19 protein-coding genes are annotated in these 21936 nt (G+C 65.0%); 11 read left to right on the top strand and 8 right to left on the bottom strand.

What is annotated here, in order from left to right:
* Positions 1 to 18 precede the first annotated feature (18 nt).
* The 3 genes from WNB94_RS15660 to ureA form a co-directional block, all read right to left on the bottom strand.
* Complete coding sequence (locus tag WNB94_RS15660) at positions 19 to 324, bottom strand: urease subunit beta (RefSeq protein WP_341391306.1); 306 nt, start codon at positions 322 to 324, stop codon at positions 19 to 21.
* Positions 324 to 512 carry a hypothetical protein gene (locus tag WNB94_RS15655; RefSeq protein ID WP_341391305.1) on the bottom strand — a complete coding sequence of 63 codons (189 nt, stop codon included), beginning with the start codon at positions 510 to 512 and terminating at the stop codon, positions 324 to 326. Before WNB94_RS15655 ends, WNB94_RS15660 begins: the two co-directional genes overlap by 1 nt.
* Before the next feature lie 92 nt (positions 513 to 604).
* Positions 605 to 907, bottom strand: a complete 303-nt coding sequence (gene ureA / locus WNB94_RS15650) for an urease subunit gamma (RefSeq protein WP_341391304.1) — start codon at positions 905 to 907, stop codon at positions 605 to 607.
* A gap of 68 nt (positions 908 to 975) precedes the next feature.
* On the opposite strand from ureA, the gene WNB94_RS15645 reads away from it, so the two are divergent.
* Together WNB94_RS15645 and WNB94_RS15640 are read left to right on the top strand one after the other, a co-directional pair.
* The gene (locus tag WNB94_RS15645) at positions 976 to 4548 is read left to right on the top strand and encodes a hybrid sensor histidine kinase/response regulator (RefSeq protein WP_341391303.1); all 3573 of its coding nucleotides are present in this window, start codon (positions 976 to 978) and stop codon (positions 4546 to 4548) included.
* 2 nt (positions 4549 to 4550) lie between these two features.
* Positions 4551 to 5510 carry a response regulator gene (locus tag WNB94_RS15640; protein ID WP_341391302.1) on the top strand — a complete coding sequence of 320 codons (960 nt, stop codon included), beginning with the start codon at positions 4551 to 4553 and terminating at the stop codon, positions 5508 to 5510.
* Between the two features lie 23 nt (positions 5511 to 5533).
* Here WNB94_RS15640 and WNB94_RS15635 read toward each other — a convergent pair whose 3' ends face one another.
* Positions 5534 to 6313 (bottom strand): LytR/AlgR family response regulator transcription factor, encoded by a 780-nt coding sequence (locus tag WNB94_RS15635; RefSeq protein ID WP_341391301.1) that lies wholly within the window; start codon positions 6311 to 6313, stop codon positions 5534 to 5536.
* A 60-nt stretch (positions 6314 to 6373) separates the two neighbouring features.
* On the bottom strand, positions 6374 to 7462 hold the full coding sequence (locus tag WNB94_RS15630; protein WP_341391326.1) for a sensor histidine kinase: 1089 nt from the start codon (positions 7460 to 7462) through the stop codon (positions 6374 to 6376).
* A 298-nt stretch (positions 7463 to 7760) separates the two neighbouring features.
* On the opposite strand from WNB94_RS15630, the gene WNB94_RS15625 reads away from it, so the two are divergent.
* Complete coding sequence (locus WNB94_RS15625; protein ID WP_341391300.1) at positions 7761 to 9401, top strand: carboxylesterase/lipase family protein; 1641 nt, start codon at positions 7761 to 7763, stop codon at positions 9399 to 9401.
* 8 nt (positions 9402 to 9409) lie between these two features.
* Here the strand turns inward: WNB94_RS15625 and WNB94_RS15620 are convergent, their stop codons facing one another.
* Positions 9410 to 9925, bottom strand: a complete 516-nt coding sequence (locus tag WNB94_RS15620) for an NUDIX domain-containing protein (protein WP_341391299.1) — start codon at positions 9923 to 9925, stop codon at positions 9410 to 9412.
* A complete protein-coding gene (locus WNB94_RS15615) occupies positions 9922 to 10656 on the bottom strand; it encodes a fused MFS/spermidine synthase (RefSeq protein ID WP_341391298.1) in 735 nt (244 codons plus the stop codon). Before WNB94_RS15615 ends, WNB94_RS15620 begins: the two co-directional genes overlap by 4 nt.
* Before the next feature lie 139 nt (positions 10657 to 10795).
* Here WNB94_RS15615 and urtA point away from each other — a divergent pair, with 139 nt between their 5' ends.
* The 8 genes from urtA to WNB94_RS15575 all read left to right on the top strand — a co-directional run bounded on the left by urtA (position 10796) and on the right by WNB94_RS15575 (position 21057).
* Positions 10796 to 12073, top strand: a complete 1278-nt coding sequence (gene urtA, locus WNB94_RS15610) for an urea ABC transporter substrate-binding protein (protein WP_341391297.1) — start codon at positions 10796 to 10798, stop codon at positions 12071 to 12073.
* A gap of 252 nt (positions 12074 to 12325) precedes the next feature.
* The gene (gene urtB / locus WNB94_RS15605) at positions 12326 to 13864 is read left to right on the top strand and encodes an urea ABC transporter permease subunit UrtB (protein WP_341391325.1); all 1539 of its coding nucleotides are present in this window, start codon (positions 12326 to 12328) and stop codon (positions 13862 to 13864) included.
* A 28-nt stretch (positions 13865 to 13892) separates the two neighbouring features.
* Positions 13893 to 15023 carry an urea ABC transporter permease subunit UrtC gene (gene urtC / locus WNB94_RS15600; protein WP_341391296.1) on the top strand — a complete coding sequence of 377 codons (1131 nt, stop codon included), beginning with the start codon at positions 13893 to 13895 and terminating at the stop codon, positions 15021 to 15023.
* Positions 15020 to 15916, top strand: coding sequence for an urea ABC transporter ATP-binding protein UrtD (gene urtD, locus WNB94_RS15595; RefSeq protein ID WP_341391295.1), 897 nt, complete (start codon positions 15020 to 15022; stop codon positions 15914 to 15916). The genes urtC and urtD overlap by 4 nt, the downstream gene beginning before the upstream one ends.
* Before the next feature lie 124 nt (positions 15917 to 16040).
* Positions 16041 to 16745, top strand: coding sequence for an urea ABC transporter ATP-binding subunit UrtE (gene urtE / locus WNB94_RS15590; RefSeq protein ID WP_341391294.1), 705 nt, complete (start codon positions 16041 to 16043; stop codon positions 16743 to 16745).
* Between the two features lie 85 nt (positions 16746 to 16830).
* Positions 16831 to 17184: an FKBP-type peptidyl-prolyl cis-trans isomerase gene (locus tag WNB94_RS15585; protein ID WP_341391293.1), complete on the top strand. Its 354-nt coding sequence runs from the start codon at positions 16831 to 16833 to the stop codon at positions 17182 to 17184.
* Positions 17185 to 17207: 23 nt separating this feature from the next.
* Positions 17208 to 17639, top strand: coding sequence for a DUF1841 family protein (locus WNB94_RS15580; RefSeq protein ID WP_341391292.1), 432 nt, complete (start codon positions 17208 to 17210; stop codon positions 17637 to 17639).
* Positions 17640 to 17787: 148 nt separating this feature from the next.
* Positions 17788 to 21057, top strand: a complete 3270-nt coding sequence (locus WNB94_RS15575; protein ID WP_341391291.1) for a type I secretion C-terminal target domain-containing protein — start codon at positions 17788 to 17790, stop codon at positions 21055 to 21057.
* 108 nt (positions 21058 to 21165) lie between these two features.
* Here the strand turns inward: WNB94_RS15575 and WNB94_RS15570 are convergent, their stop codons facing one another.
* A complete protein-coding gene (locus tag WNB94_RS15570; protein ID WP_445819093.1) occupies positions 21166 to 21828 on the bottom strand; it encodes a c-type cytochrome in 663 nt (220 codons plus the stop codon).
* Positions 21829 to 21936: the final 108 nt, after the last annotated feature.

Genomic DNA, 21936 nt, shown 5'->3' with positions numbered 1-21936 from the left:
TTCAGTAGGGGGGCGTGCTCAGAGCTGGCCTTGAACCAGGCCACGGAAGCCATAGACCGTGCGGTCTCCGGCGTAGTCCACCAGCTCCACGGTGCGTTGCTGGCCCGGCTCGAAGCGCACGGCCGTGCCCGAGGCGATGTTCAGCCGCATGCCCTTCGCCGCCTCACGGTCGAAGCGCAGACCGGCGTTGGTTTCGGCAAAGTGGTAGTGCGAGCCCACCTGGATGGGCCGGTCGCCTGCGTTTTCCACCACCAGGGTGAGGGTGCGGCGTCCCGGGTTCAGGTCGATGTCGGGCCCATCGGTGATCAGCTCGCCGGGCACCATCACTTGCGCCCCTTGAACCAGATCACGCCGACCACGATGGCGGCCAGCGCGACAAAGCCCAGCACGTCGGTGGCGTGCCAGTGGGCCAGGCCGGGCAGGCCGTGGCCTTCATGCGCCAGGGCCGGTGCGCTGAGGCTGCCCAGCAAGGCCAGGGCGGACAGTCGGGCGGCAAGAATGCGGTGCGTCATCTTGGGGCTTTCGGGTGGAAGTCTGTAAATCGTGGCGGGTTGAACCCCGATCAATTGAACCAAAAAGGTGCAAATGCGGATTGATCGGTTCTTTATGCAATGGGTTGGTGCACGGTCACCAATTTGGTGCCATCCGGGAAGGTGGCCTCCACCTGGATCTCGGGGATCATGTCGGCCACTCCCTCCATCACGTCGGCCCGGCTGAGCACGGTCTTGCCATCGCTCATCAGGTCGGCCACGGTCTTGCCATCACGCGCGCCTTCCATGATGGCGGCGGTGATCAAGGCCACGGCTTCGGGGTAGTTCAACTTCAGGCCGCGTGCCTTTCGCCGCTCGGCCAGCAAGGCGGCGGTGAAGATGAGCAGCTTGTCTTTCTCGCGTGGGGTGAGTTCCATGGGTGCCTGGCAGGTCGGTGGCCCCGGGCATTGAATTTGCGGTCTTGGGGCCGGATCAGAATGCCACTATGCAAGAGACAGACCAGTTTCGTCCAGACGCCTTCAGCAGCGCCCACGCCCACGCCCCGGAGGCTCCGCAGCGGGTCGTCAAGGTGCGACGTGATTACAACAGCTGGGTGGCCGATGAGACCATCGAGGATTACGCCCTGCGCTTCACCCCACGTTCAGCGCGCAAGTGGGGCGGCTCCTGGGTGGCCAACACGGCCTTTGGCGTGGCCTCGTTCCTGGTGCTGGAGGCGCTGGGTGCCACCTTGCTCATCGAATACGGGTTCATCAACGCCTTCTGGGCCATCGTGGCCACGGGCCTGCTGATCTTGCTGGCGGGGTGGCCCATCAGCATCTATGCGGCCCGTTACGGCGTTGACATGGATTTGCTCACCCGCGGCGCGGGCTTCGGCTACATCGGCTCCACCATCACCTCGCTGATCTACGCGTCCTTCACCTTCATCTTCTTTGCGCTGGAGGCCGCCGTCATGGCCTATGCGCTGGAGCTGGCCTTTGGCATCCCGCCAGCCTGGGGTTACCTGGTGTGTGCCGTGGTGGTCATCCCCTTGGTCACCCACGGCATCACCACCATCAGCTGGCTGCAGGTGCTCACCCAGCCCATCTGGCTGGTGATGCTGGTCATTCCGTTTGTGTATGTGTTTCAGACCCAGCCCAATTTGCTGCCCGAGTTGATGCAGTACGCCGGCAAGACCGGCACCCACCAGGGTTTTGACCTGCTGGCGTTTGGCGCGGCCTTGACGGTGGGCATCGCCCTGATCACGCAGATGGGCGAGCAGGCCGATTACCTGCGCTTCATGCCCGAGCCCGTGCGGCCAGCGCGCGACCGATCAGATTGGCGCTGGCACCTCAATGTCTTCGTGGGTGGGCCTGGATGGGTGATCATGGGCGTGCTCAAGATGCTGGGTGGCGCCTTGCTGGCCTTTCTGGCCCTGCAGGTGGGGCGCTCGGTGGATGACGCCCTCGACCCGAATCAGATGTACCTGGTGGTGTGGAAGCTGATCGTGGGGCACCAGACCTGGGCCATCGCGGCCGTGGTGGTGTTTGTCGTGATCTCGCAGATGAAGATCAACGTCACCAACGCCTACGCGGGCTCGCTGGCGTGGTCCAACTTCTTTGCCCGTGTCACGCACAGCCACCCCGGTCGCGTGGTGTGGGTGGTGTTCAACGCGCTGATTGCCCTGCTGCTGATGGAGCTCAATGTGTTCCAGGCGCTGGGCAAGGTGCTGGGGCTGTACGCCAACATCGCCATCGCGTGGATGATGGCCGTGGTGGCCGACCTGGTGGTCAACAAACCCATGGGCTGGTCGCCCCGTGGCATCGAGTTCAAGCGCGCGCACTTGTACGACATCAATCCGGTGGGCGTGGGCGCCATGAGCCTGGCCTCGCTGGTGTCCATGATGGCGCATGTGGGCTGGATGGGTGAGGTGGCCCAGGCGTTTTCGGCGGTGATCGCCATGGTGGTGGCGTTCGTGACCTCGCCGTTGATCGCGTGGGCCACGCGGGGTCGCTATTACCTCGCTCGGCAGCCGCTGGTGGCCGCAACAGACGAAACCGCGCCCGACACCGAAGGCGCCCCGCTGGCCCGGGTGATTCGCCTCAAGGCCTTGCACCGCTGCACGGTGTGCGAGCGCGAGTACGAGGCCGATGACGTGGCCCAGTGTCCGGCTTACCAGGGCTTCATCTGCTCGCTGTGCTGCGCGCTGGACGCACGCTGTCAGGATTTGTGCAAACCCCATGCGCGCTGGGCCGTGCAGTGGCGTGCCCTGGCCACACGCTTGATGCCGGGCCCGGTGTGGCAACGGGTGGACACCGAGTTGGGGCACTTTCTGTTGATCATGCTGGTGCTGGCGCCCTTGCTGGCCGCCTTGTTCGGCCTGGTCTACCAGCAGCAGCTCAAAGACCTGGGGCAGCTGGATGCTCAGGCCTACGCCGGGGCCGCCAGCATGCTCAAGGACACCTTGCTCAAGCTGTTTGCTGCGCTCTTGCTGATCGTGGGGGTGGTGAGCTGGTGGGTGGTGCTGACGCACAAAAGCCGCCAGGTGGCGCAAGAAGAATCCAACCGCCAGACCCATTTGCTGGTGCGCGAAATCGACCTGCACCGCATCACCGATGAAAAGCTGCAACAGGCCAAGCACGTGGCCGAACAGGCCAACCACGCCAAAAGCCGCTACATCTCGACCATCAGCCATGAGTTGCGCACGCCGCTCAATGGCATCCTGGGCTATGCGCAACTGCTGGATGACGATCTGACGCTGCCCGAGCACGTCAAGCACGCCGTGGGCGTGATCAAGCGCGGGGGCGACCACCTGCTGTCGCTGATCGAAGGCACGCTGGACATCGCCCGCATTGAAAGCGGCAAGCTGACGCTGGACGTCAAACCCGTGTTGCTGGGTGAGCTGCTCAAGCAGATCACCGGCCTGATCGAGCACGAGGCCCGGGCCAAGCACCTGCAGTTCATCGCCGACATCGACCCGGCCTTGCCTGAGGCCGTGCGGGCCGATGAGCGCCGCGTGCGGCAGATTTTGATCAATGTGTTGGGCAACGCCGTGAAGTTCACGCAAGCCGGGCAGGTGCGTTTGAGCCTGCGTTACGCCCGCGAGATCGCCCACATCGAGATCACCGACACCGGGCCCGGCATCGCCACCGAGGAGCTGGACAAGGTGTTCGAGCCCTTCGCGCGGGGCTCTTCGGCGGCGGGCTCCTCGGTGGGGGGCACCGGCCTGGGCCTGACCATCAGCAAGATGCTGACCGACCTGATGGGCGGCGAGATGACCGTGCACAGCGTGCCAGGTCAGGGCACGAGCTTCCGCATTCGGCTGTTTTTGCCGCAGGTGCGCCATGCCGAGGTGCCTCACGTCGTGCCGCGTGGTCAACGCATCGGCTACGTGGGTGAGCGGCGCCGCATCTGGGCCGTGGACAACGAAGAGGCCGATCGCGGCCTGCTGGTGCGCATCCTGGAGCCCCTGGGCTTCGAGGTGACGCCCTTGCCTTCGGGGCTGGAGTGTCTGGCCCAGTTGCGGCTGCTGCCGCCCACGCAGCACCCCGATGCCATCTTCATGGACCTGGCCATGCCCGGGCTGGACGGCTGGGACACCCTGCGTCAGGCTCGTGACGAGGGCCTGACCGAGGCGGCCGTGGCCATCGTCTCGGCCAACGCCTTTGACAAGGCGCTGGACAACGACGTGGGCATCACCCCCGACGACTTCATCGTCAAGCCCGTGCGGGTGGCCGAGTTGCTGGACTGGCTGGGTCGTCGTTTGCAGCTGCAATGGGTGGAGGCAGCCCGTGCCGCGGCGCCACAGGCCATCGTGCCGGCCGAGTCCAGCGCCCCCGAGGCCATGCCTTCGGTGGAGGCCTTGCGCAGCCTGGAAGACCAGATCCATGCCGGTTATGTGCGCGGCGTGCACAAGGTGCTGGACCAGATCGCCGCCGCCGAGCCGCAGTGCGATGCCTTTGTGCAGCGCCACCGGCAGTGGGCCAAGCAGTTTCAGCTCGATGCCCTGGCCCATTCGGTGAGGTCTTGCCTGGAGCAGGCACAATCGGGCCCGGAGTCTTCCGAGGCCAACGCCGCCTGACCATGCTCGAACACCTGGACCGCAGCCGCACCGACGTCGTGCTCATCGTGGACGATGTGCCCGATAACCTGTCGTTGCTGCACGATGCGCTGGACGAGGCGGGCTACACCGTGCTGGTGGCCACCCACGGCGAGGCGGCCATGCAGCGCGCCACGCAGGCCGTGCCCGACATCATCTTGCTGGACGCCATCATGCCGGGCATGGATGGCTTCGAGGTGGCGCGCCGCCTCAAGGCGCAGGCCGAGACCAGCCACATCCCCATCGTGTTCATGACCGGGCTGACCGAAACCGAGCACGTGGTGGCAGCCTTCCAGGCCGGCGGGGTGGACTACGTGACCAAGCCCATCCGCCCGCGCGAGGTGATGGCCCGCATCGAGGCCCACATGCAAAGCGCCCGCCAGGCGCGTCAGGCGCGCAATGCGCTGGACGCCTTCGGACACGCGTCGCTGACGGTGCGCATCAGCGACGGGCGGGTGCTGTGGCAAACGCCTTTGGCCCGCAAGCTGCTGCAAACCTACTTTGATGCGCCTGATTCCGTGGCGCCGGCCGAACTGGCCGATTGGTTGCTGCAGACGGCGCCTGCGCTCAGCCGTGACCTGGCGGCAGGGCGGCCACCCAGCGCCGTGCCGGTGTGGACGGTGAACCAGGCAGGCAGCCGCCTGAGCTTCACCCTGCACCAGCCCACGGGTGACGATGAATGGCTGCTGGTGATGCAGGAGAGCTCGGATCAGGCCGCCATCGACGCCCTGACACAGGAGTTCAAGCTCACCACCCGCGAAGGCGAGGTGCTGTACTGGGTGGTGCGCGGCAAGACCAACCGCGACATCGGCGACATCCTGGGCAGCAGCCCGGCCACCGTCAAGAAGCAACTGGAGCACATCTTCGCCAAGCTGGGCGTGGAGACCCGCACGGCGGCAGCAGGCCTGGCCATGAGCCGCGTGGCCCAGCTCAAGGCGCGTTGAGCCCCTTGGCGACTTCAGGCACTTCACATGGCCCGGAAGTGATGGGCATGGCTGCGGCTGACCCACAGCGCTTGGGCCAGACCAGCAAGGTGCACGCACAAGCGGCCGCTGTCATCGCGCTCGATGCGGTCGATGGCATTCCAGCGCACGATGCAGCCACGATGGATTTGTACGAACAGGTCAGGCGACAGCCGGCTGGCAAGTTCACGCATGGGGGTTCGGATCAACCAGACGCGCTCAGAGGTGTGCACTTGCACGTATTTGTCATCCGCGATGAGGCAGCGCACCGCCTCAATGGGCACCAAGTGGAGACTGTTGCCGTGCGCCGCCTGGATGTGGCGCAGCGGCGCGTGTCCGGCATGGCGCTCGAGCTGGTGACAGCTTTGAATGGCGCGTGAGGTGTGGCCCTCCCGTTCGGTCATCCGGGCCTGCAGTCGGGACACCGTTGTTCTCAGGCGTGCGGGCTCCACCGGTTTGAGCACGTAGTCGATGGCGCCTGCTTCGAACGCCTCGATCGCGAAGCGGTCGAACGCGGTGATGAACACCAGCAGCGGCAGTGCACGCCCTTCGGGCCAGTCGTCCACGACGTGACGCGCAGCTTCCAGCCCGGAGAGCTCCGGCATCCGGATGTCAAGCAGCAGCAGGTCGGGCAGGTGGGTGAGTGCTGCTTCTACTGCCGCACGCCCGTCGTGCACGATGCTGTCGAGGTGAAGCTGGGGCCACAGACCACGCAGTGACCGAGCCAGTCCGCGGGCCAGCACCGGCTCATCTTCAGCGAGCACGGCACGGACGGTCGAATTCATGGGCAGCGTTTGGGCCGGCGGCGCGGATTTCATCGGAGGTGGCGGGGGAGCGGGGGTAGCTCAGGTGGACAAGGGAACGCGCACCGTGGCACGCGTCAGTTGTTGAGCGGCATCATGCGACAACTCCAGCAGGCCGCGGTCACCGTGCAGCGCATGCAAGCGCTGTTGCACACACGCCAGACCGAATCCCCCATGGGGGTCGGAGGCAGGGGGCACTTCGGCGGTGTTGCTCACCTCCAGGACCAGGCAGCCGCCTTGGTGCCGGGCGGTGATGTCCAGTTGCCCACCCTGCCGGTGGGGCGCCAGGCCGTGCTCGATGGCGTTCTCCACAAGGGGCTGAAGTACCAGCGCGGGCACCTTCACCGACGCCAGGGTCTCGGGCAGATCCAGGCGCACGCGCAGGCGGTCGGCCATGCGAATCTGCATGATGGACAGGTAATCTGCGACCAGCGCGAACTCTTGGCTGAGCGCCTGCTCGCTGGCTCGACTGCCCGCCAGCGTGGCCCGCAGGAACCCAATGAGGCGGTTGACCATGTCCCGAGCTTGTTTCGGGTTTTCTTCCATCAAATCAACCACATTGGCCAGCGTGTTGAACAGCATGTGCGGATCGAGCTGCGAGCGCAGCAGGTCCAGCTGCGCCTGCGCCGTGAGTTCTTCGGCACGTTGCACGCGCCAGCGGCTCAGCGCCACGCGGTCCTGGAAGGCTTCGAACGCGTACACCGCCAGGCACCCGTACAGCGAGTTGAACAGGGCGAACTGAAAGGGCGGTAGCACATCAGGCAAGCCCTCTGCCAAGGGCAAGGCCAGACAGACCGCCATGAGCGTCTGGGCCGCCAGGGACGCCGCACCAATGCTGAAGATCCCGCCCAGCAAGAGCTGCCAGCGGACGCGCGCAGGCAATCCAAGGTAGACGCCTCGCTGGGCGTAGCGTTCGGCCATGTCTGGCGTCATGCGCCAACCGCGCCGCGCCAGCCCCAGTATGACCGAGCCGTTGATGGTCAGGCCGCACAGGCCGATGAGGTGGATCCACAGCAACTGGTAGGGCAGACCCAGGCTGGTCCGTCCCCCGCCAGCCAGCACGTCGGTGACGTGCATGGAAATGGCGCCGACCCAGACGAGGATTTCGTTGAGCAGCGCCAGCCGCGGCATCACGACGCGCCATCTCAGGCCGGGCGGGAACGGGGGGGTAATCGTCTGCGGCGATTTCATGTGTGCAGCCTAGCGCAGGCGGCGCCAGCCGTGCGCAGCGTGACGCGGGTTGCGCCCTGAGCGCGCCAACGTCCACCGGCTGGCGCCAACGGTGGTTTGACCTCGGCGATTCGATCCCACGGCGCCTTGCGCTGCGCAGCGGCGTTTGGCGCCCACACGCCGCCATTGATCGCATTGGTCGCACACGGCGGCCGGCCGGGTCTAGCCTGCGGCATCTTCAACTCATTCAGGAGCGAGCATGAAAACAGTCATCAAGGGATACACCCGCGCAGCCAGTTGGGTGGCGGCACTGTGGTGTGCCGGCGTGGCCGCCTCCGCCACCGCCGCCGACGTGGCCCTCACAGCGCAGGTGAGCGAAGGCACCTTGAGGGGCGCCCTCATCGATGGTGTTCACCAGTTCCGGGGCGTTCCGTATGCGCTGCCGCCGGTGGGGTCCTTGCGCTGGGCTGCTCCGCAGGCGCCTCGCCACTGGTCTGGCGAGCGGGACGCTTCGCGCTTCGGGGCCGCGTGCCCGCAGCGCCCCGAGCCCTTCGCCGATCCGGGCCCGCACAGCGAAGACTGTCTCTTCCTCAATGTGTACGTGCCACCGTCGAACCCTGCGGATGGTGTACCGAGGCCGGTCATCTTCTGGATTCCGGGCGGCGGCACGGTGCTCGGTTCTGGCGCGCAGTACGACGCCAGTCGGCTGTCGCTGGCCACCGACGCCATCGTGGTCACCATCAACTACCGCCTGGGCGCCCTGGGCTGGTTGTGGACCAGCGGCATGGCGGCAGAGAAGCGCGGGCACAACTTTGCGCTGCAAGATCAGCAGGCGGCCATGCGCTGGGTACAGCGCAACATTTCAGCCTTCGGGGGGGATCCCGGACGCGTCACCTTGGTGGGGGAGTCGATCGGTGCCACGTCTGCCTCGGTGCACCTGACCTCGCCGAGCGCGGCTGGGCTGTTCCAGCGCGTCATCCTCGCCAGCGGGGTCGAAGCGCCAGGCTTGCCCACGGCCGCCCAGGCCGCGCAGCGAGGGGATGCCCTGGCGAGCACTTGGGGCTGTCCGGCTGGAGACGGGCAGATGGCCTGCCTGCGCTCACTCGGTGTGTCGGAGATGCTGGCTTCGGCCCCGGGCTACATAGACATTGGCCGCCAGGGCGTGCCCTGGACCAACTTCGTGGACGGTGAGGTGGTTGCGCAAGACGTCCTCAAAGCCATTTCGCGTGGAGAGTTCAACCGCGTGCCGATCATGGTGGGCACCACGCTTGATGAGGGCCGTGGCTTCATCCCGCTGTCCTTCGACCTCGATGGCTCGCCCATGACCGAGGCCGAGTACAAGCAGGCGATCCGCGCCTTCCTGGGGGCGTCCCTTCAGCCCGTGTTGACCGACTGGCTCTATCCGGTCAGCAAGTATGGTGCGCCCAACCTGGCCGCCTCGCAGGTCTGGACGGATGTTTTCGCGTGCCAGTCCAATGAACTTGCTCAGCGCGCCCACGCCCAGGTGCCGGTGTACATGTACGAATTCGCCGACAGGCAGGCGCCCGTCTTTGTGGAGGACCCCTTCATTGACCAGGGGGCCTTCCACGCCTCGGACCTGCTGTACTGGTTCCAGACGCCTCCTGGCGGTGCGCCACTCAAGCTGTCGGCTGAACAGTTGCGGCTGTCCCAGCAGACGCAGCGACTGTGGAAGCGGTTTGTGCACGTGGGCGACCCCGGCAGCACGACGGCGGCGGCTGCGGGCGACCCGGTCTGGCCACGCTACAGCGGCTGGCGCAAGCCTGTGCTGAGCCTGGCCCCACAGGCAACCCAGGTGCTGGACTGGGGGGCCTTCCAGCGCTCGCACCAGTGTGGCGCGTGGTCATTGTTCATCGCCTTGCGGCTCGCGGGTCTGGGATGAGCTGCTGATCATGCCAGTGGTTGCGGGTCGTGTCCGCGCGAGATCAGCCAGTCCCGCAGGGCCAGTCCCGTGGCCACGGGCCAGTAGCGCGCCTTTTCTGGGGGGATGCGTTTGTAGTCCGACAGCTCCTCCCCCAGCGCAATCACGCCAGTGGCAGAGACGTGATAAGCCAGGATGATCTGGTTTTGTCGCTCGAACCGGTAATGTCCGATGAAGTGCACGCCGGTCGCGTCCAGGTTCAGCTCTTCCTTGACTTCCCGGGCAATCGCTTCTTCGGGGCTGGGGTCGCTTTGCTCCAGAAACCCCGTGATCAGGGCGTAAAACGGCACCGGCCATGCCCTGTTGCGCGCCAGGATCACAGCGCCTTCGTGCTCAACCACGGCGGCCACCACGGGCACGGGGTTGTTCCAGTGGATGAACCCACACGCCTCGTCGGCACAACTGGGCCGTTGCACCGCAGGTGAGCCCGAGTGGGCGCGAAAGGTCAGGGGGCGGGCACAGGTCGGGCAGTAGTTGAACCTCATCGAATCCTCTTTCTCAGGGCCCGCTCCAGTCGGGTGGAGCAGGCGGCCAGCGTGGTCTGGTGCACAGTGGGCAGCGCATCCCAGCGCGCCCCAAAGTCAGCTGCCAGGGCGTCAAGGTCGGAGCGGTCGTTGGCCGCTGTGACGATCTCGTTGCCGCCCTCGTCGGACTCCACCGATATGCTCTGGCCGTCAAACACCTTGCTCAGACGGTCTCGGAGCTGGCGCGCCTGGCTGGTCGCGGCCTGCACGTTGGACACCAGGATGCCCGAGGGCGTCAGGGCCTCGCGGCAATGGGTGTAAAAGCGCCGCGTGCTGAGGTCGGGCGGGATGCCTGCGCCATCAAACCCGTCAACCAAAATGAGGTCGTAGCGCTGCGGTGGGGTGGCCACGAAGGCGGCACCATCTGCACAAACGATGCTCAGCCGTTCGCTGTCGGGGGGGATGCAGAACTCATCGCGCAAATCGATCACGCCCTGGCTGATTTCCACCGCCGTCACGCACGCCTCTGGCACATGGCGGTGCAGGTACTTCAGCATGGAGCCGCCGCCCAGTCCGATCATCAACACCCGCCGCGGGCAGGGGTTGAACAACAGGGCGCCCATCATGGTGCGGGTGTAGTCCAGCACCAGCTCGTCGGGGTCTTCCAGGCGCATGCAGCTCTGGATGAGGGTGGTCGACAAGCTCAGCGAGCGGGTCTGGCGGTTGGTGTGGATGTGGATGTCATCAGGCATGATTGGCGCCATCAGTCTAGGCCATGACGTCGCCCAGGCGACACACCGATACGCCATGTGGCGTATTCCTCGTTTTGGGGCCCCTGGGCACACTGGGTTCACTGATTCAACAACCCACGCTTACCAGGAGCGCTCACCCATGAAACTCACCCGTCGCAGTGCCGTTCAATCCCTGTCCGCCGTCGCCCTGGGCGTCGCCGGTCTGGCCTTCAGCTCCATGGCTATCGCCGCCGACACCATCAAGGTCGGCGTGCTGCACTCGCTGTCCGGCACCATGGCCATCTCGGAAACCGTGCTCAAGGACACCGTCCTGATGGCCATCGACGAGATCAACGCCAAGGGCGGCCTGCTGGGCAAGAAGCTCGAGCCCGTGGTGGTGGATCCGGCCTCCAACTGGCCCCTGTTTGCCGAAAAGGCCAAGCAACTGCTGACCCAGGACAAGGTCGATGTGGTCTTCGGTTGCTGGACCTCGGTGTCCCGCAAGTCGGTGCTGCCCGTGTTCAAGGAGAACAACGGCCTGCTGTTCTACCCCGTGCAGTACGAAGGTGAAGAGCTCGAGAAGAACGTGTTCTACACCGGTGCCGCCCCCAACCAGCAAGCCATTCCCGCTGTGGAATACCTGATGAGCAAGGACGGTGGTTCGGCCAAGCGCTTCGTGCTGCTGGGCACCGACTACGTCTACCCCCGCACCACCAACAAAATCCTGCGCGCCTTCCTGAAGAGCAAGGGCGTGGCCGAGGCCGACATCATGGAGGAGTACACCCCCTTCGGCCACTCTGACTATCAAACCATCATCGCCAAGATCAAGAAGTTCGCGTCTGAAGGCAAAAAGACGGCCGTGATCTCGACCATCAACGGCGACTCCAACGTGCCCTTCTACAAGGAACTGGGCAACCAGGGCCTGAAGGCCAAGGACGTGCCCGTGGTGGCCTTCTCGGTGGGTGAAGAAGAACTGCGCGGTGTGGACACCAAGCCGCTGGTGGGCCACCTGGCCGCATGGAACTACTTCATGTCGATCAAGAACCCGACCAACGACGCCTTCATCAAGAAGTGGAGCGACTACGCCAAGGCCAAGAACATCCCTGGCCACAAGGACAAGCCGCTGACCAACGACCCGATGGAAGCCACCTACATCGGCATCAACATGTGGGCGCAGGCCGTCACCAAGGCCAAGACCACCGATGTGGACGCCGTGATCAAGGCCATGGCGGGTCAGACCTTCAAGGCCCCGGGCGGTTTCATGTCCAAGATGGACGAGAAGAACCACCACCTGCACAAGCCCGTCTTCATCGGCGAGATCAAGGCCGACGGTCAGTTCAAGGTGGTGTGGAAGACCCCGGGCCCGATCAAGGCCCAGCCCTGGAGCCCCTACATCCCTGGCAACGACAAGAAGAAAGACGAGCCTGAAGTCAAGTGAGTCTTTCAGCGGTGGCCTCATCCGGGCCACCACCGCTGCCCCCATGTCGTGGGGCAGCGGCCCCAGCCGGATGAATTTTTGTTGCAGAGCGTTCAGCCCCGCTGGGGGTGACCCCAGGGGGCTATTTTTTTGAGCTGCAAGATGAGTGAAAGACAGGACATGCCTGTGAAATCAATTGATGTCAGCCATGCGCCACACCGTGTGTGGGGTTCTTTGAGGCAGGCCGCCAGCGTGTGCGGCCTGGTGGTGTTGATGCTGACGTCCGGGGCGCATGCGCTCACCATGCCCGAGGCCCTGTCCATCTCGGCAGGCGACAACGACGAGCGCATCGCCGCGCTGCAGGCGCTCACGCCACGCAATGACCCGGCCTTGCCCGCGCTGATCGAAGCCCTGTTGGCCGATCAGGTGAAGGTTGCGGGTGAGACCGTGCTGATCTACGACGGCGAAACCGCCCGCCATGCCATCACGGGTGAGGTGATGCCGCTGCCCGAGGCGGCAGAAGATGTGGTCAACAACAGCCGCATGAGTGGCGAGCTGGAGGCCGTGCTGGCCCTGCCCAAATTGCTCAGCGACGATGCCGACGAGCGCGAGTCCGCCATCGATGCGGTGGCCGAGGCACCGGATGAATCCAAACTGCCTGCGGTGGAGCAGGCCCTGGCCCAGGAAACCGTGCCTGCCTTGCGCAAGCAGCTGGAAACCGTGCAGGCCAAGATCCTGTTGCGTGCCAAAGACCCCGCTCGGCGCATCGAGGCCGCCAGTCTGCTGGCCGGCAAGGGCAGCCCCGAGGTGCGTGCCCTGTTGATGGAGCGCATGCAGCCCGAGGAAGAAACCGACCCGGCCGTGATGGCCGCGCTGGAAGACTCGCTCAAACAGGTCAACCGCACCCTGGCCTGGGGTGAACACGCCGGCGTGATCTTCACCGGCATCAGCCTGGGGTCGATCTTGTTGCTGGCCGCCCTCGGTCTGGCCATCACCTACGGCCTCATGGGCGTGATCAACATGGCCCATGGCGAGCTGATCATGATCGGCGCTTACGCCACCTTCGTGGTGCAAAACCTGTTTCGGCAGTACCTGCCTGGCGCGTTTGATTACTACATCTGGCTGGCCGTGCCGGCCTCCTTCATGGCCGCGGCCATCGTGGGGGCCATCCTGGAGCGCAGTGTGTTTCGCTTCCTCTACGGTCGGCCGCTGGAAACGCTGCTTGCCTCGTGGGGCATCAGCCTCATCCTGATGCAGCTGGTGCGCACCATCTTCGGCGCACAGAACGTGCAGGTCGAGAACCCCAGCTGGTTGTCTGGCGGCATGGACGTGCTCAGCAACCTCACCTTGCCCTATAACCGCCTGGCCATCATCGCGTTTGCGGTGCTGGTGCTGGTGGGCGTGTCCCTGCTCATCGCCCGCACCCGATTGGGCCTGTTCGTGCGCGGCGTGACGCAAAACCGCGCCATGGCCTCGTGCATGGGCGTCAACACGGCGCGCATCGACACCCTGGCGTTTTCGCTGGGCGCCGGCATCGCCGGGCTGGCAGGGTGCGCCTTGTCGCAGGTGGGTAATGTGGGGCCAGACCTCGGCCAAGCCTACATCGTCGACTCGTTCATGGTGGTGGTCACCGGCGGGGTGGGGCAGTTGGCCGGCACGGTCTACGCCGCGCTGGGCCTGGGGATGATCAACAAGTTCCTGGAAGGATGGTCGGGCGCCGTGCTGGCCAAGATCATGGTGCTGATCATGGTGGTGATCTTCATCCAGAAGCGACCCCAAGGGCTGTTCGCCTTCAAGGGCCGCGAGGCATGACCCCCCGATACGCTTGAGGAATCACACCATGAGTTCAATCACCTCTTCTGTCTTGCTCAAGCCCCAAAGCGGGCTTCTGCTGGGCCCGACCGGCTGGACCGCCCTCATGGCGGCCATCATCAGCGTGGTGGTGCTGGCCCCCGTGCTCAACCTGTTGGTGCCCGAGGGCTCGGCCTTCCACCTGTCCGACTACATGCTGGCGCTGATCGGCAAGATCATGTGCTACGCCATCTGCGCGCTGGCCATGGACCTGATCTGGGGCTACACCGGCATCCTGTCGCTGGGGCATGGGCTGTTCTTCGCCCTGGGCGGTTATGGCATGGGCATGTACCTGATGCGCCAGATCGGCACCGATGGCAGCTACGGCTCCGAGTTGCCCGATTTCATGGTGTTTCTGGACTGGAAAGAAGTGCCCTGGCACTGGACGTTCAGCGACTCCTTCATCGGGCAGATGATCCTGGTGGTGCTGGTGCCGGGCCTGTTGGCCTTCATCTTCGGCTTCTTTGCCTTCCGCTCGCGCATCAAGGGGGTGTACTTCTCCATCATCACCCAGGCGCTCACCTTCGCGGCCATGTTGCTGTTCTTCCGCAATGAAACCGGCTTTGGCGGCAACAACGGCTTCACCGACTTCAAGCGCATCCTGGGCATCACCATCGCCCAGCCGTCCACCCGCATGGTGCTGTTCATCATCACGGGGCTCACGCTGATCGGCTTCTACCTGATGGCCCGCTGGCTGGTGAACACCAAGTTCGGTCGGGTGCTGCAGGCCATCCGTGATGCCGAAAACCGCGTCATGTTCTGCGGCTACAACCCCCTGGCCTACAAGCTGGCGATCTGGACGCTGTCGGCCGTGATGTGCGCCATCGCCGGGGCCCTGTATGTGCCCCAGGTGGGCATCATCAACCCCAGCGAGATGTCGCCCGCGGCCTCGATCGAGATGGCCATCTGGACGGCGGTGGGCGGTCGCGCCACGCTGATCGGCCCCATCATCGGCGCCTTCTTTGTCAACGGGGCCAAGAGCTGGTTCACGGTGGCCTTTCCGGAGTACTGGCTGTACTTCCTGGGCCTGCTGTTCGTGCTGGTGACGCTGTTCCTGCCCGATGGCATCGTCGGCGGCGTGAAGAAACTGTTCAACAAGAAGGCGGAGGTGAAGGCATGACGCCCGATCTGATGGAAGAAGGCGCCAAGACCCTGTCGCGCGCCTATCAAGCTCCCACCAATGCCGGAGAATCTGGCGGGCGCGAGGCCAGCTACAGCCGTGTGGTGGAGCCCGGCCAGCTGGATGTGGCCCACGGCTCGATCCTGTACCTGGAGGACATCGAGGTCAGCTTTGACGGCTTCAAGGCCTTGAACAAGCTCAGCCTGGACATCTCGGTGGGTGAGATGCGTTGCATCATCGGCCCCAATGGTGCGGGCAAGACCACGATGATGGATGTGATCACCGGCAAAACGAGGCCGGACACCGGCACGGCGTTTTTTGGGTCAACCATCGACCTGCTGAAAATGCGCGAAAACGAGATCGCGCAGATCGGCATCGGCCGCAAGTTTCAAAAGCCCACCGTGTTCGAGCACCTGAGCGTGTTCGAGAACCTGGAGCTGGCGCTCAAGGCCGACCGTCGGGCGCGTGCCTCGGTGTTTTTCAAACTCAGTGGCGAACAGCTCGACCGCATCGCCGCCATGCTGCAGCTCATCCACCTGAAAGACCAGGCCCAGCGCACGGCCGGCTTGCTCTCGCACGGGCAAAAGCAGTGGCTGGAGATCGGCATGTTGCTCATGCAAGACCCCAAGCTCTTGCTGCTGGACGAACCCGTGGCGGGCATGACAGATGAAGAAACCGAGCGCACGGCCGAGTTGTTCCTCTCGCTGGAGGGCAAGCACTCGCTGGTCGTCGTTGAGCACGACATGAAGTTCATCCACGAGCTGACCACGCAAGGCCCCACGGCCGGCAAGAAGAAGGTGACCGTGCTGCATGAGGGCTCGGTGCTGGCCGAAGGCACGCTGGCCGAGGTGCAGGCCAACGACAAGGTCGTTGAGGTTTATCTGGGACGTTAAGGATGGGCCCACCCCCGAGCGCTTTCAGCGCTCCCCCTCAAGGGGGCGCCACTGGTGGCCCGGCGAAGCCGGTTCCACGGTGGCCGCTGGGTTGGGCAAGACGTGATGACGTGAGAGGGCAGAGATGCTGCAAATCAACAGTGTGAATCAATACTACGGCGGCTCGCACATCCTGCGCGGCCTGAGCTTCGAGGCCAAAGTGGGCGAGGTCACCGTCATCCTGGGGCGCAACGGCGTGGGCAAAACCACGCTGCTCAAGAGCCTGATGGGTCTCGTGCCCATCAAGAGCGGCGACATCCAGCTCGATGGCCGCTCCATCAACGGACAAAAACCTTACGAGCGGGTTCGTCTGGGCATGGGTTATGTGCCCCAGGGCCGCGAGATCTTCGGTCGCCTCACGGTGGCCGAAAACCTGCAGATGGGCCTGGCCTCCAAGCCCGGCAGCACGCCGGTGCCCGAGCAGTTGTTCGAGCTCTTTCCCGTGCTCAAGCAGATGCTGGGTCGCCGGGGTGGCGACCTCTCCGGCGGGCAGCAGCAGCAGCTGGCCATCGCCCGCGCGCTGTGCGCCGGCCCCAAGGTGCTGATCCTGGATGAGCCCACCGAGGGCATCCAGCCCAGCATCATCAAAGACATCGGACGGGCCATTCGCAAGCTGGCCGACGAGGGCTTGAATGGCCAGAAGATGGCCGTGGTGCTGGTGGAGCAGTTCTACGACTTTGCGGCCGAACTGGCCGACCAGTACCTGGTGATGGAGCGTGGCGAGGTGATTCGCCGTGGCCGCGGTGCCGACATGGAGGCCGACGGTGTGCGTGAATTGATGTCGATCTGAAGTCCCTGTTGACATGCATCCCGCAGGGCCCGAGGTTAGACTCGGGCCCTTGTTTTTGGACACCTCTACCCTGAAAGGAATCGCCATGCCCGTGGTCACCACCACCTCTGGTCTGCAATACGAAGACGTCACCGAAGGCAGCGGCGAGCTGGCCAAGGCTGGCGCTTACGTCACCGTGCATTACACCGGCTGGCTGTACGACAACGGCGTCAAGGGCGCCAAGTTCGATTCCAGCAAAGACCGAAACGACCCCTTCGAGTTCCCGCTGGGCGCCGGCCACGTCATCCGCGGCTGGGACGAGGGTGTGCAGGGCATGAAGGTGGGCGGCACCCGCATCCTGGTCATCCCGCCCCAGCTGGGCTACGGCGCCCGTGGCGCGGGTGGCGTGATCCCCCCCAACGCCACCCTGATGTTTGAAGTTGAACTGCTGGGCGTTTGAGCCTGGCTTGAGGCAGCGCCACCATGTTTGCACCCAACCAGGAAACCGTGCGCCGCTTTTTCTGCGAGGCCTGGGCCAAGCACCAGGCGGCACAGCCCCTGGCGCCCATGGAGGCACTGGCGGCCGACTGGATCAGCCAGCACCCCGAGTACCACGACGATCTGGCCGACGCCGAAGCTGCCGTGGCGGCCCAATTCACGGTGGAGGAGGGGCGCACCAATCCCTTCCTTCATTTGTCCATGCACCTGTCGATATCCGAGCAGGTGAGCATCGACCAGCCCCGGGGCATCCGCGCGGCCGTGGAGCGACTGGCGCACAAGCGCAACTCACTGCACGAGGCCCATCACGGGGTGATGGACGCGCTGGGCGAAACCCTTTGGGAAAGCCAGCGCTCAGGGCAGCCGCCCGACGCCCTGGCCTACCTGGAGCGCATTCAACGGCTGGCGGCTAGCTGATGCTGCAGTGCATCACTGTGTGATGCTTGTCACGGAATTGCGGCTTCTTGGGGGGTTAACCATCCATCTGGGGGTGCCGGCATGGGCCATGCGGGGGTGAATCTGCCTACACTGTGGGCATCTCAGCGTTCACCGAGAGTCAGACGCCATGCCCATCCTTGCCATGTCCGCCGGTACCGTTGTCGCTATTCGCGGCACCGCCTTCATTCGCCTGCCTGATGGCACCCTGCAGCCCCTCAATGTGGGCGACAAGGTCAAGGGTGGTCAACATGTCGTCACCGATGACAACAGTTGGGTGCAGATCTCGCCTGATCCCGATGCCAAGCCGGTCGTGGCTGCGCCCGCAGACCCGGTCGACCAGGCGATCACGGCCATCGAAACCGATGAAGAGGCCCCAGCCGCCGGTTTGACGGGTGGCGCCAGCGGTGGCCTCTTGCCCGGCCTGCGCGTGGACCGCGTGCAAGAAGGCGTGACCCCGCTGTCTTACCAGTACGACACCCAGCGTGGCCCTTCGGGCTTCCCGATCGGCTCCACCGCCGACCAGCGCGCGTTGCCGGCCAGCACGGATGAGGGCGAGCCCGAGCCCACGCCGCCGGTCCCGCCCAGCCTTGATCTGGATGCCAACAACTCGGCCGCCACTGGCACGGGCTACCAGACGTCCGCACTGGGCAACGGTGGGCCGGTGTCCATCGCAGACATTGATTCCCTGATCACGGACACCGACAGCACCCAGATGTCGGGTGCCACCATCGTCCTGACCAATCCGCAGGCCGACGATGTGTTGGCCCTGGGTGATCTGCCTGTGGGTATCACGTTGTCGCCCTCGTCCGATCCTTACACCATCATCCTGACGGGCAACGCCTCCCTGGCCGATTACCAGACCGCCATCCAGGCCATCACGTTTGAAACCGAGCAGGACAACCCCAGTACCACGCCGCGGCAGATCGAAGTCACGGTCACTGACGAAACCGGCCTGGACAGCAACACCGCGGTCAGCACCATCAACGTGTCTGCCGCACCGCCTGTTCTGTCCATCTTCTCGACGGGTGTGACCGAAGGCGGTCAACTGCCTTATGTGCTCGCGCTGAACAAACCGTCGTCAGAGGCCGTCACTGTGCAACTGACCCTGGCTGATGGTGCCGGCAATGCGGGCACAAGCCCCGCCACCGTGGGTGTCGACACCGGCACCCAACTGCAGTACGAGTCGGCGCCTGGCGTGTGGACGGACGTGCCCGCTTCGGGCGAGCTGACGTTTGCGCCGGGCCAGACCCAGATCAACCTGCGCCTGTCCACGGTGGACGATCAGGCCATCGAGCCCACCGAATATGTTCGTCTGACAGCCAACGTGGTGGCGGGCAACACGGTCAATCCCAGCGCCACGAACGAGGCCGAGATCCGTGACAACGACAGCGCACCGACCGTGCTTGCCCAGCCCCAGGCTGTGTCCGAAGAGGGGCTGAATGGCGGGCTGCCGGATGCGGATGGCGCCAGCGACAACAGCAACAGCGCCGTCGTGATCGGCCAGATCCAGGCCAGCGATGCCGACGGCGATGCCGTCACCGTGACCGTGGGCGCCCCCACAGAGACCCTCTACGTGGTGGGCTCCACCACGCCCATCAGCTGGACATCGGATGGGCAGGGCGGCTGGATCGGTACGGTGGGCACGGGGGCGGGTGCGCCCGTGGCCGCCACCATGGTGGTCGGCGCTGATGGCGCTTACACCTTCACGCTGAACATGCCGCTGCAGCACCCGGCGCAGGGCGAGGATGCGCTGCCGATCAGCTTCCCGGTCAGCGTCAGCGATGGGCTCAACACCAGCGCCACCACATTGACCATCCAGGTCGAAGATGATGCCCCGGCGCAGGCCGACATCTCCCGCGAGGTGGCTTCTCTGGACACCAACCTGCTGATCGTGCTGGACAACTCCAGCAGCATGCGCGTGCCCAGCGGCATCGGTGACCTCACCCGCCTGGAGGCGGCCGTCGAGGCCATCGGTAAGTTGCTGGACCGCTACGATGACGTGGGTAACGTCCGTGTGCGACTGGTCACGTTCAACTCATCGGCCAGTGCGCTGAGTGATGTTGAAGACTGGGTGACCGTGGACAAGGCCAAGGAATTGCTGGAATCGGTGCAACTGACCGGCCAGACCAACTACGACGCGGCGCTGGACAAGGCCATGGAGGCCTACGGCGCCACCTCAGGAAAGCTGAGCAATGCCCAGAGCGTGGCCTACTTCCTGTCGGATGGCAACCCGACCTTGTCTCGCGAGAACCCCAGCTCGGGCCAGAATGGACAGGACGGCAACATCACGCAAGAGGCCTTGGGTGACGGCATCGGCCTGACCGAAGAAGCCGCCTGGACCAGCTTCCTGCAGGCCAACAACATCAAGAGCTATGCGATCGGTCTGGGCACCAACGTGAGCCAAACCTACCTGAACCCGGTCGCGTTTGACGGCCAGGCCGGGATGAACATGGACGGGGTGGTGGTGTCTGACCTCACCCAATTGGAGCAGGTGCTCAATGGCACCGCCACCGAGTTTGCCGTGGGCAACCTGGGCGCGGCCGGCACGGTCGAGTCCGTGATGGGGGCCGATGGCTTTGGCCGTGTGGAAAAGGTGGTCATTGACGGGGTCACCTACCTTTTTGACGACGCCAACACGGAGGTGTCGGTGACGACCAGCCTGGGCGGTCGCCTGACGATCGACATGAGCACCGGGGACTACAGCTACGCGGCCTCGCCCAACCTGACCGGTGTGCAGTCCGAGACCATCGAGTTCACCCTGAGTGACCGTGATGGCGACGAGGTCAGCTCGCAGTTGCGCATCGAGGTCGACAAGGCCGTGGTGCTGTCGGGTACGTCAGGGGATGACAACCTGGTGGGCACCGCCCAGGCCGACGTGATCTACGCTGGTCAGGGCAATGACACCGTGGCCGCGGGTGCGGGCAACGACCTGGTGTACGGCGGCGATGGCGATGACCGCCTGTCGGGCGGTGCGGGCAATGACCTGCTGCTGGGCGGCCCTGGCTCGGACGTCTTTGCCTGGAGCCTGGGCGACCAGGGCACGGGTGGGGTCGGCGGCGCTGCGGCGGTCGACGTGATCCGTGACTTTGACGGTCGCGCCCCGTCGGCCGGTGGCGACGTGCTGGACTTGCGCGACCTGCTGCAAGGAGAGAACACCACCGGTGGCACCGGCAACCTCGACAAGTTCCTGCACTTCGAGACCGCAGGCAGCGACACCGTGATCCACGTCAGCCACGCGGGTGATTTTGATGCCGGTGGCATGGGCACGGAAACCCAGCGCATCGTCTTGCAAGGGGTGGACCTGCGCGCAGACCTCGGTTTGACCGCGGGTGCGGGCGACGTCGAGGTCATTGCCAAACTGCTGGACCAGAACAAGCTGATCGTGGATGCCAGCTGAACGCTGATACTGCCGCAGGCCAGACCATCACCGGCTGGCCCGGCACCCCAAACACAAAGCCCGCCGATGGCGGGCTTTGTTCATTCAGGCCGTGCCACCGCCCGGATATCAGCGGAAGCGGCTTTGCGGTACCACCCGCAGATCGCCCGGCAGGCTGCCGATGTAACGTGCCATCTGCTTGAGTTCGGCCTGGGTGAAGGCCTTGACCTGCCCCCGCATGATGGCGTTGGAGCGGCCCTGGTAGGGCTTGCCTTCCACCTGGTAGGCGCGCAGCGCGGCGTACAGGTAGTCGCTGTGCTGGCCCGCGATCTTGGGGTAGGAGGGGTCGATCGGGCTGTTGAAGTTGGCGCCGTGGCACGACATGCAGGCCCCACGGTCCAGCAGCGCTTGCACCTCAGGGGGCGCCGCCGGCGGCGCGGCCGGCACGGCGGGCGCGCCCTCGCCATGGCTGGCATAGAACGCCGCCAGGTCGGCGATGTCCTGGTCGCTCAGCGAGACCGCCACACCGCGCATCGTGGGGTGTTGGCGGTCGCCCTTGCGGTAAGCCTGCAGGGCCGCGCTGACATAGGCTGCGCCCTGGCCCGAGATCATGGGCACTTTGTAGACCTCGGGGAAGCTGGATTGGTAGCCCACGATGCCATGGCAACCGATGCACATGGCGGCTTTTTGGGCGCCCGCAGACGCCTGGCCCACAGGGGCGTCCTGCGCCAGGGTGGGGGTCGATACCGAGGTGAAGCCGGCCGCCGCAACGGCGAGCAGCAAGCGGGGCAGTCGGGGCAAGGCGTTCATGCGTGAGGTGTTCATGAGGGTTGAGGGTTGCCATAAAGGCCCGCAGGTCAAACCATTATTGGCTGTCGGCCTATACTCGAACACAGTAAC

This window comes from Aquabacterium sp. A3, assembly GCF_038069945.1.
Taxonomy (GTDB): domain Bacteria; phylum Pseudomonadota; class Gammaproteobacteria; order Burkholderiales; family Burkholderiaceae_C; genus Aquabacterium.
This window is presented reverse-complemented; position numbering and strand designations above follow the sequence as displayed.

Bases quoted from the DNA above. Each gene is read 5' to 3' on its own strand.
- urtA (WP_341391297.1), top strand. From the start codon at position 10,796: ATGAAACTCACCCGTCGCAGTGCCGTTCAATCCCTGTCCGCCGTCGCC.
- WNB94_RS15625 (WP_341391300.1), top strand. From the start codon at position 7,761: ATGAAAACAGTCATCAAGGGATACACCCGCGCAGCCAGTTGGGTGGCG.
- urtE (WP_341391294.1), top strand. From the start codon at position 16,041: ATGCTGCAAATCAACAGTGTGAATCAATACTACGGCGGCTCGCACATC.
- WNB94_RS15580 (WP_341391292.1), top strand. From the start codon at position 17,208: ATGTTTGCACCCAACCAGGAAACCGTGCGCCGCTTTTTCTGCGAGGCC.
- urtD (WP_341391295.1), top strand. From the start codon at position 15,020: ATGACGCCCGATCTGATGGAAGAAGGCGCCAAGACCCTGTCGCGCGCC.
- urtB (WP_341391325.1), top strand. From the start codon at position 12,326: ATGCTGACGTCCGGGGCGCATGCGCTCACCATGCCCGAGGCCCTGTCC.
- WNB94_RS15620 (WP_341391299.1), bottom strand. From the start codon at position 9,925: ATGAGGTTCAACTACTGCCCGACCTGTGCCCGCCCCCTGACCTTTCGC.
- ureA (WP_341391304.1), bottom strand. From the start codon at position 907: ATGGAACTCACCCCACGCGAGAAAGACAAGCTGCTCATCTTCACCGCC.
- WNB94_RS15645 (WP_341391303.1), top strand. From the start codon at position 976: ATGCAAGAGACAGACCAGTTTCGTCCAGACGCCTTCAGCAGCGCCCAC.
- WNB94_RS15575 (WP_341391291.1), top strand. From the start codon at position 17,788: ATGCCCATCCTTGCCATGTCCGCCGGTACCGTTGTCGCTATTCGCGGC.
- WNB94_RS15640 (WP_341391302.1), top strand. From the start codon at position 4,551: ATGCTCGAACACCTGGACCGCAGCCGCACCGACGTCGTGCTCATCGTG.
- urtC (WP_341391296.1), top strand. From the start codon at position 13,893: ATGAGTTCAATCACCTCTTCTGTCTTGCTCAAGCCCCAAAGCGGGCTT.
- WNB94_RS15615 (WP_341391298.1), bottom strand. From the start codon at position 10,656: ATGCCTGATGACATCCACATCCACACCAACCGCCAGACCCGCTCGCTG.
- WNB94_RS15585 (WP_341391293.1), top strand. From the start codon at position 16,831: ATGCCCGTGGTCACCACCACCTCTGGTCTGCAATACGAAGACGTCACC.
- WNB94_RS15630 (WP_341391326.1), bottom strand. From the start codon at position 7,462: ATGCCGCGGCTGGCGCTGCTCAACGAAATCCTCGTCTGGGTCGGCGCC.
- WNB94_RS15660 (WP_341391306.1), bottom strand. From the start codon at position 324: ATGGTGCCCGGCGAGCTGATCACCGATGGGCCCGACATCGACCTGAAC.
- WNB94_RS15655 (WP_341391305.1), bottom strand. From the start codon at position 512: ATGACGCACCGCATTCTTGCCGCCCGACTGTCCGCCCTGGCCTTGCTG.
- WNB94_RS15635 (WP_341391301.1), bottom strand. From the start codon at position 6,313: ATGAATTCGACCGTCCGTGCCGTGCTCGCTGAAGATGAGCCGGTGCTG.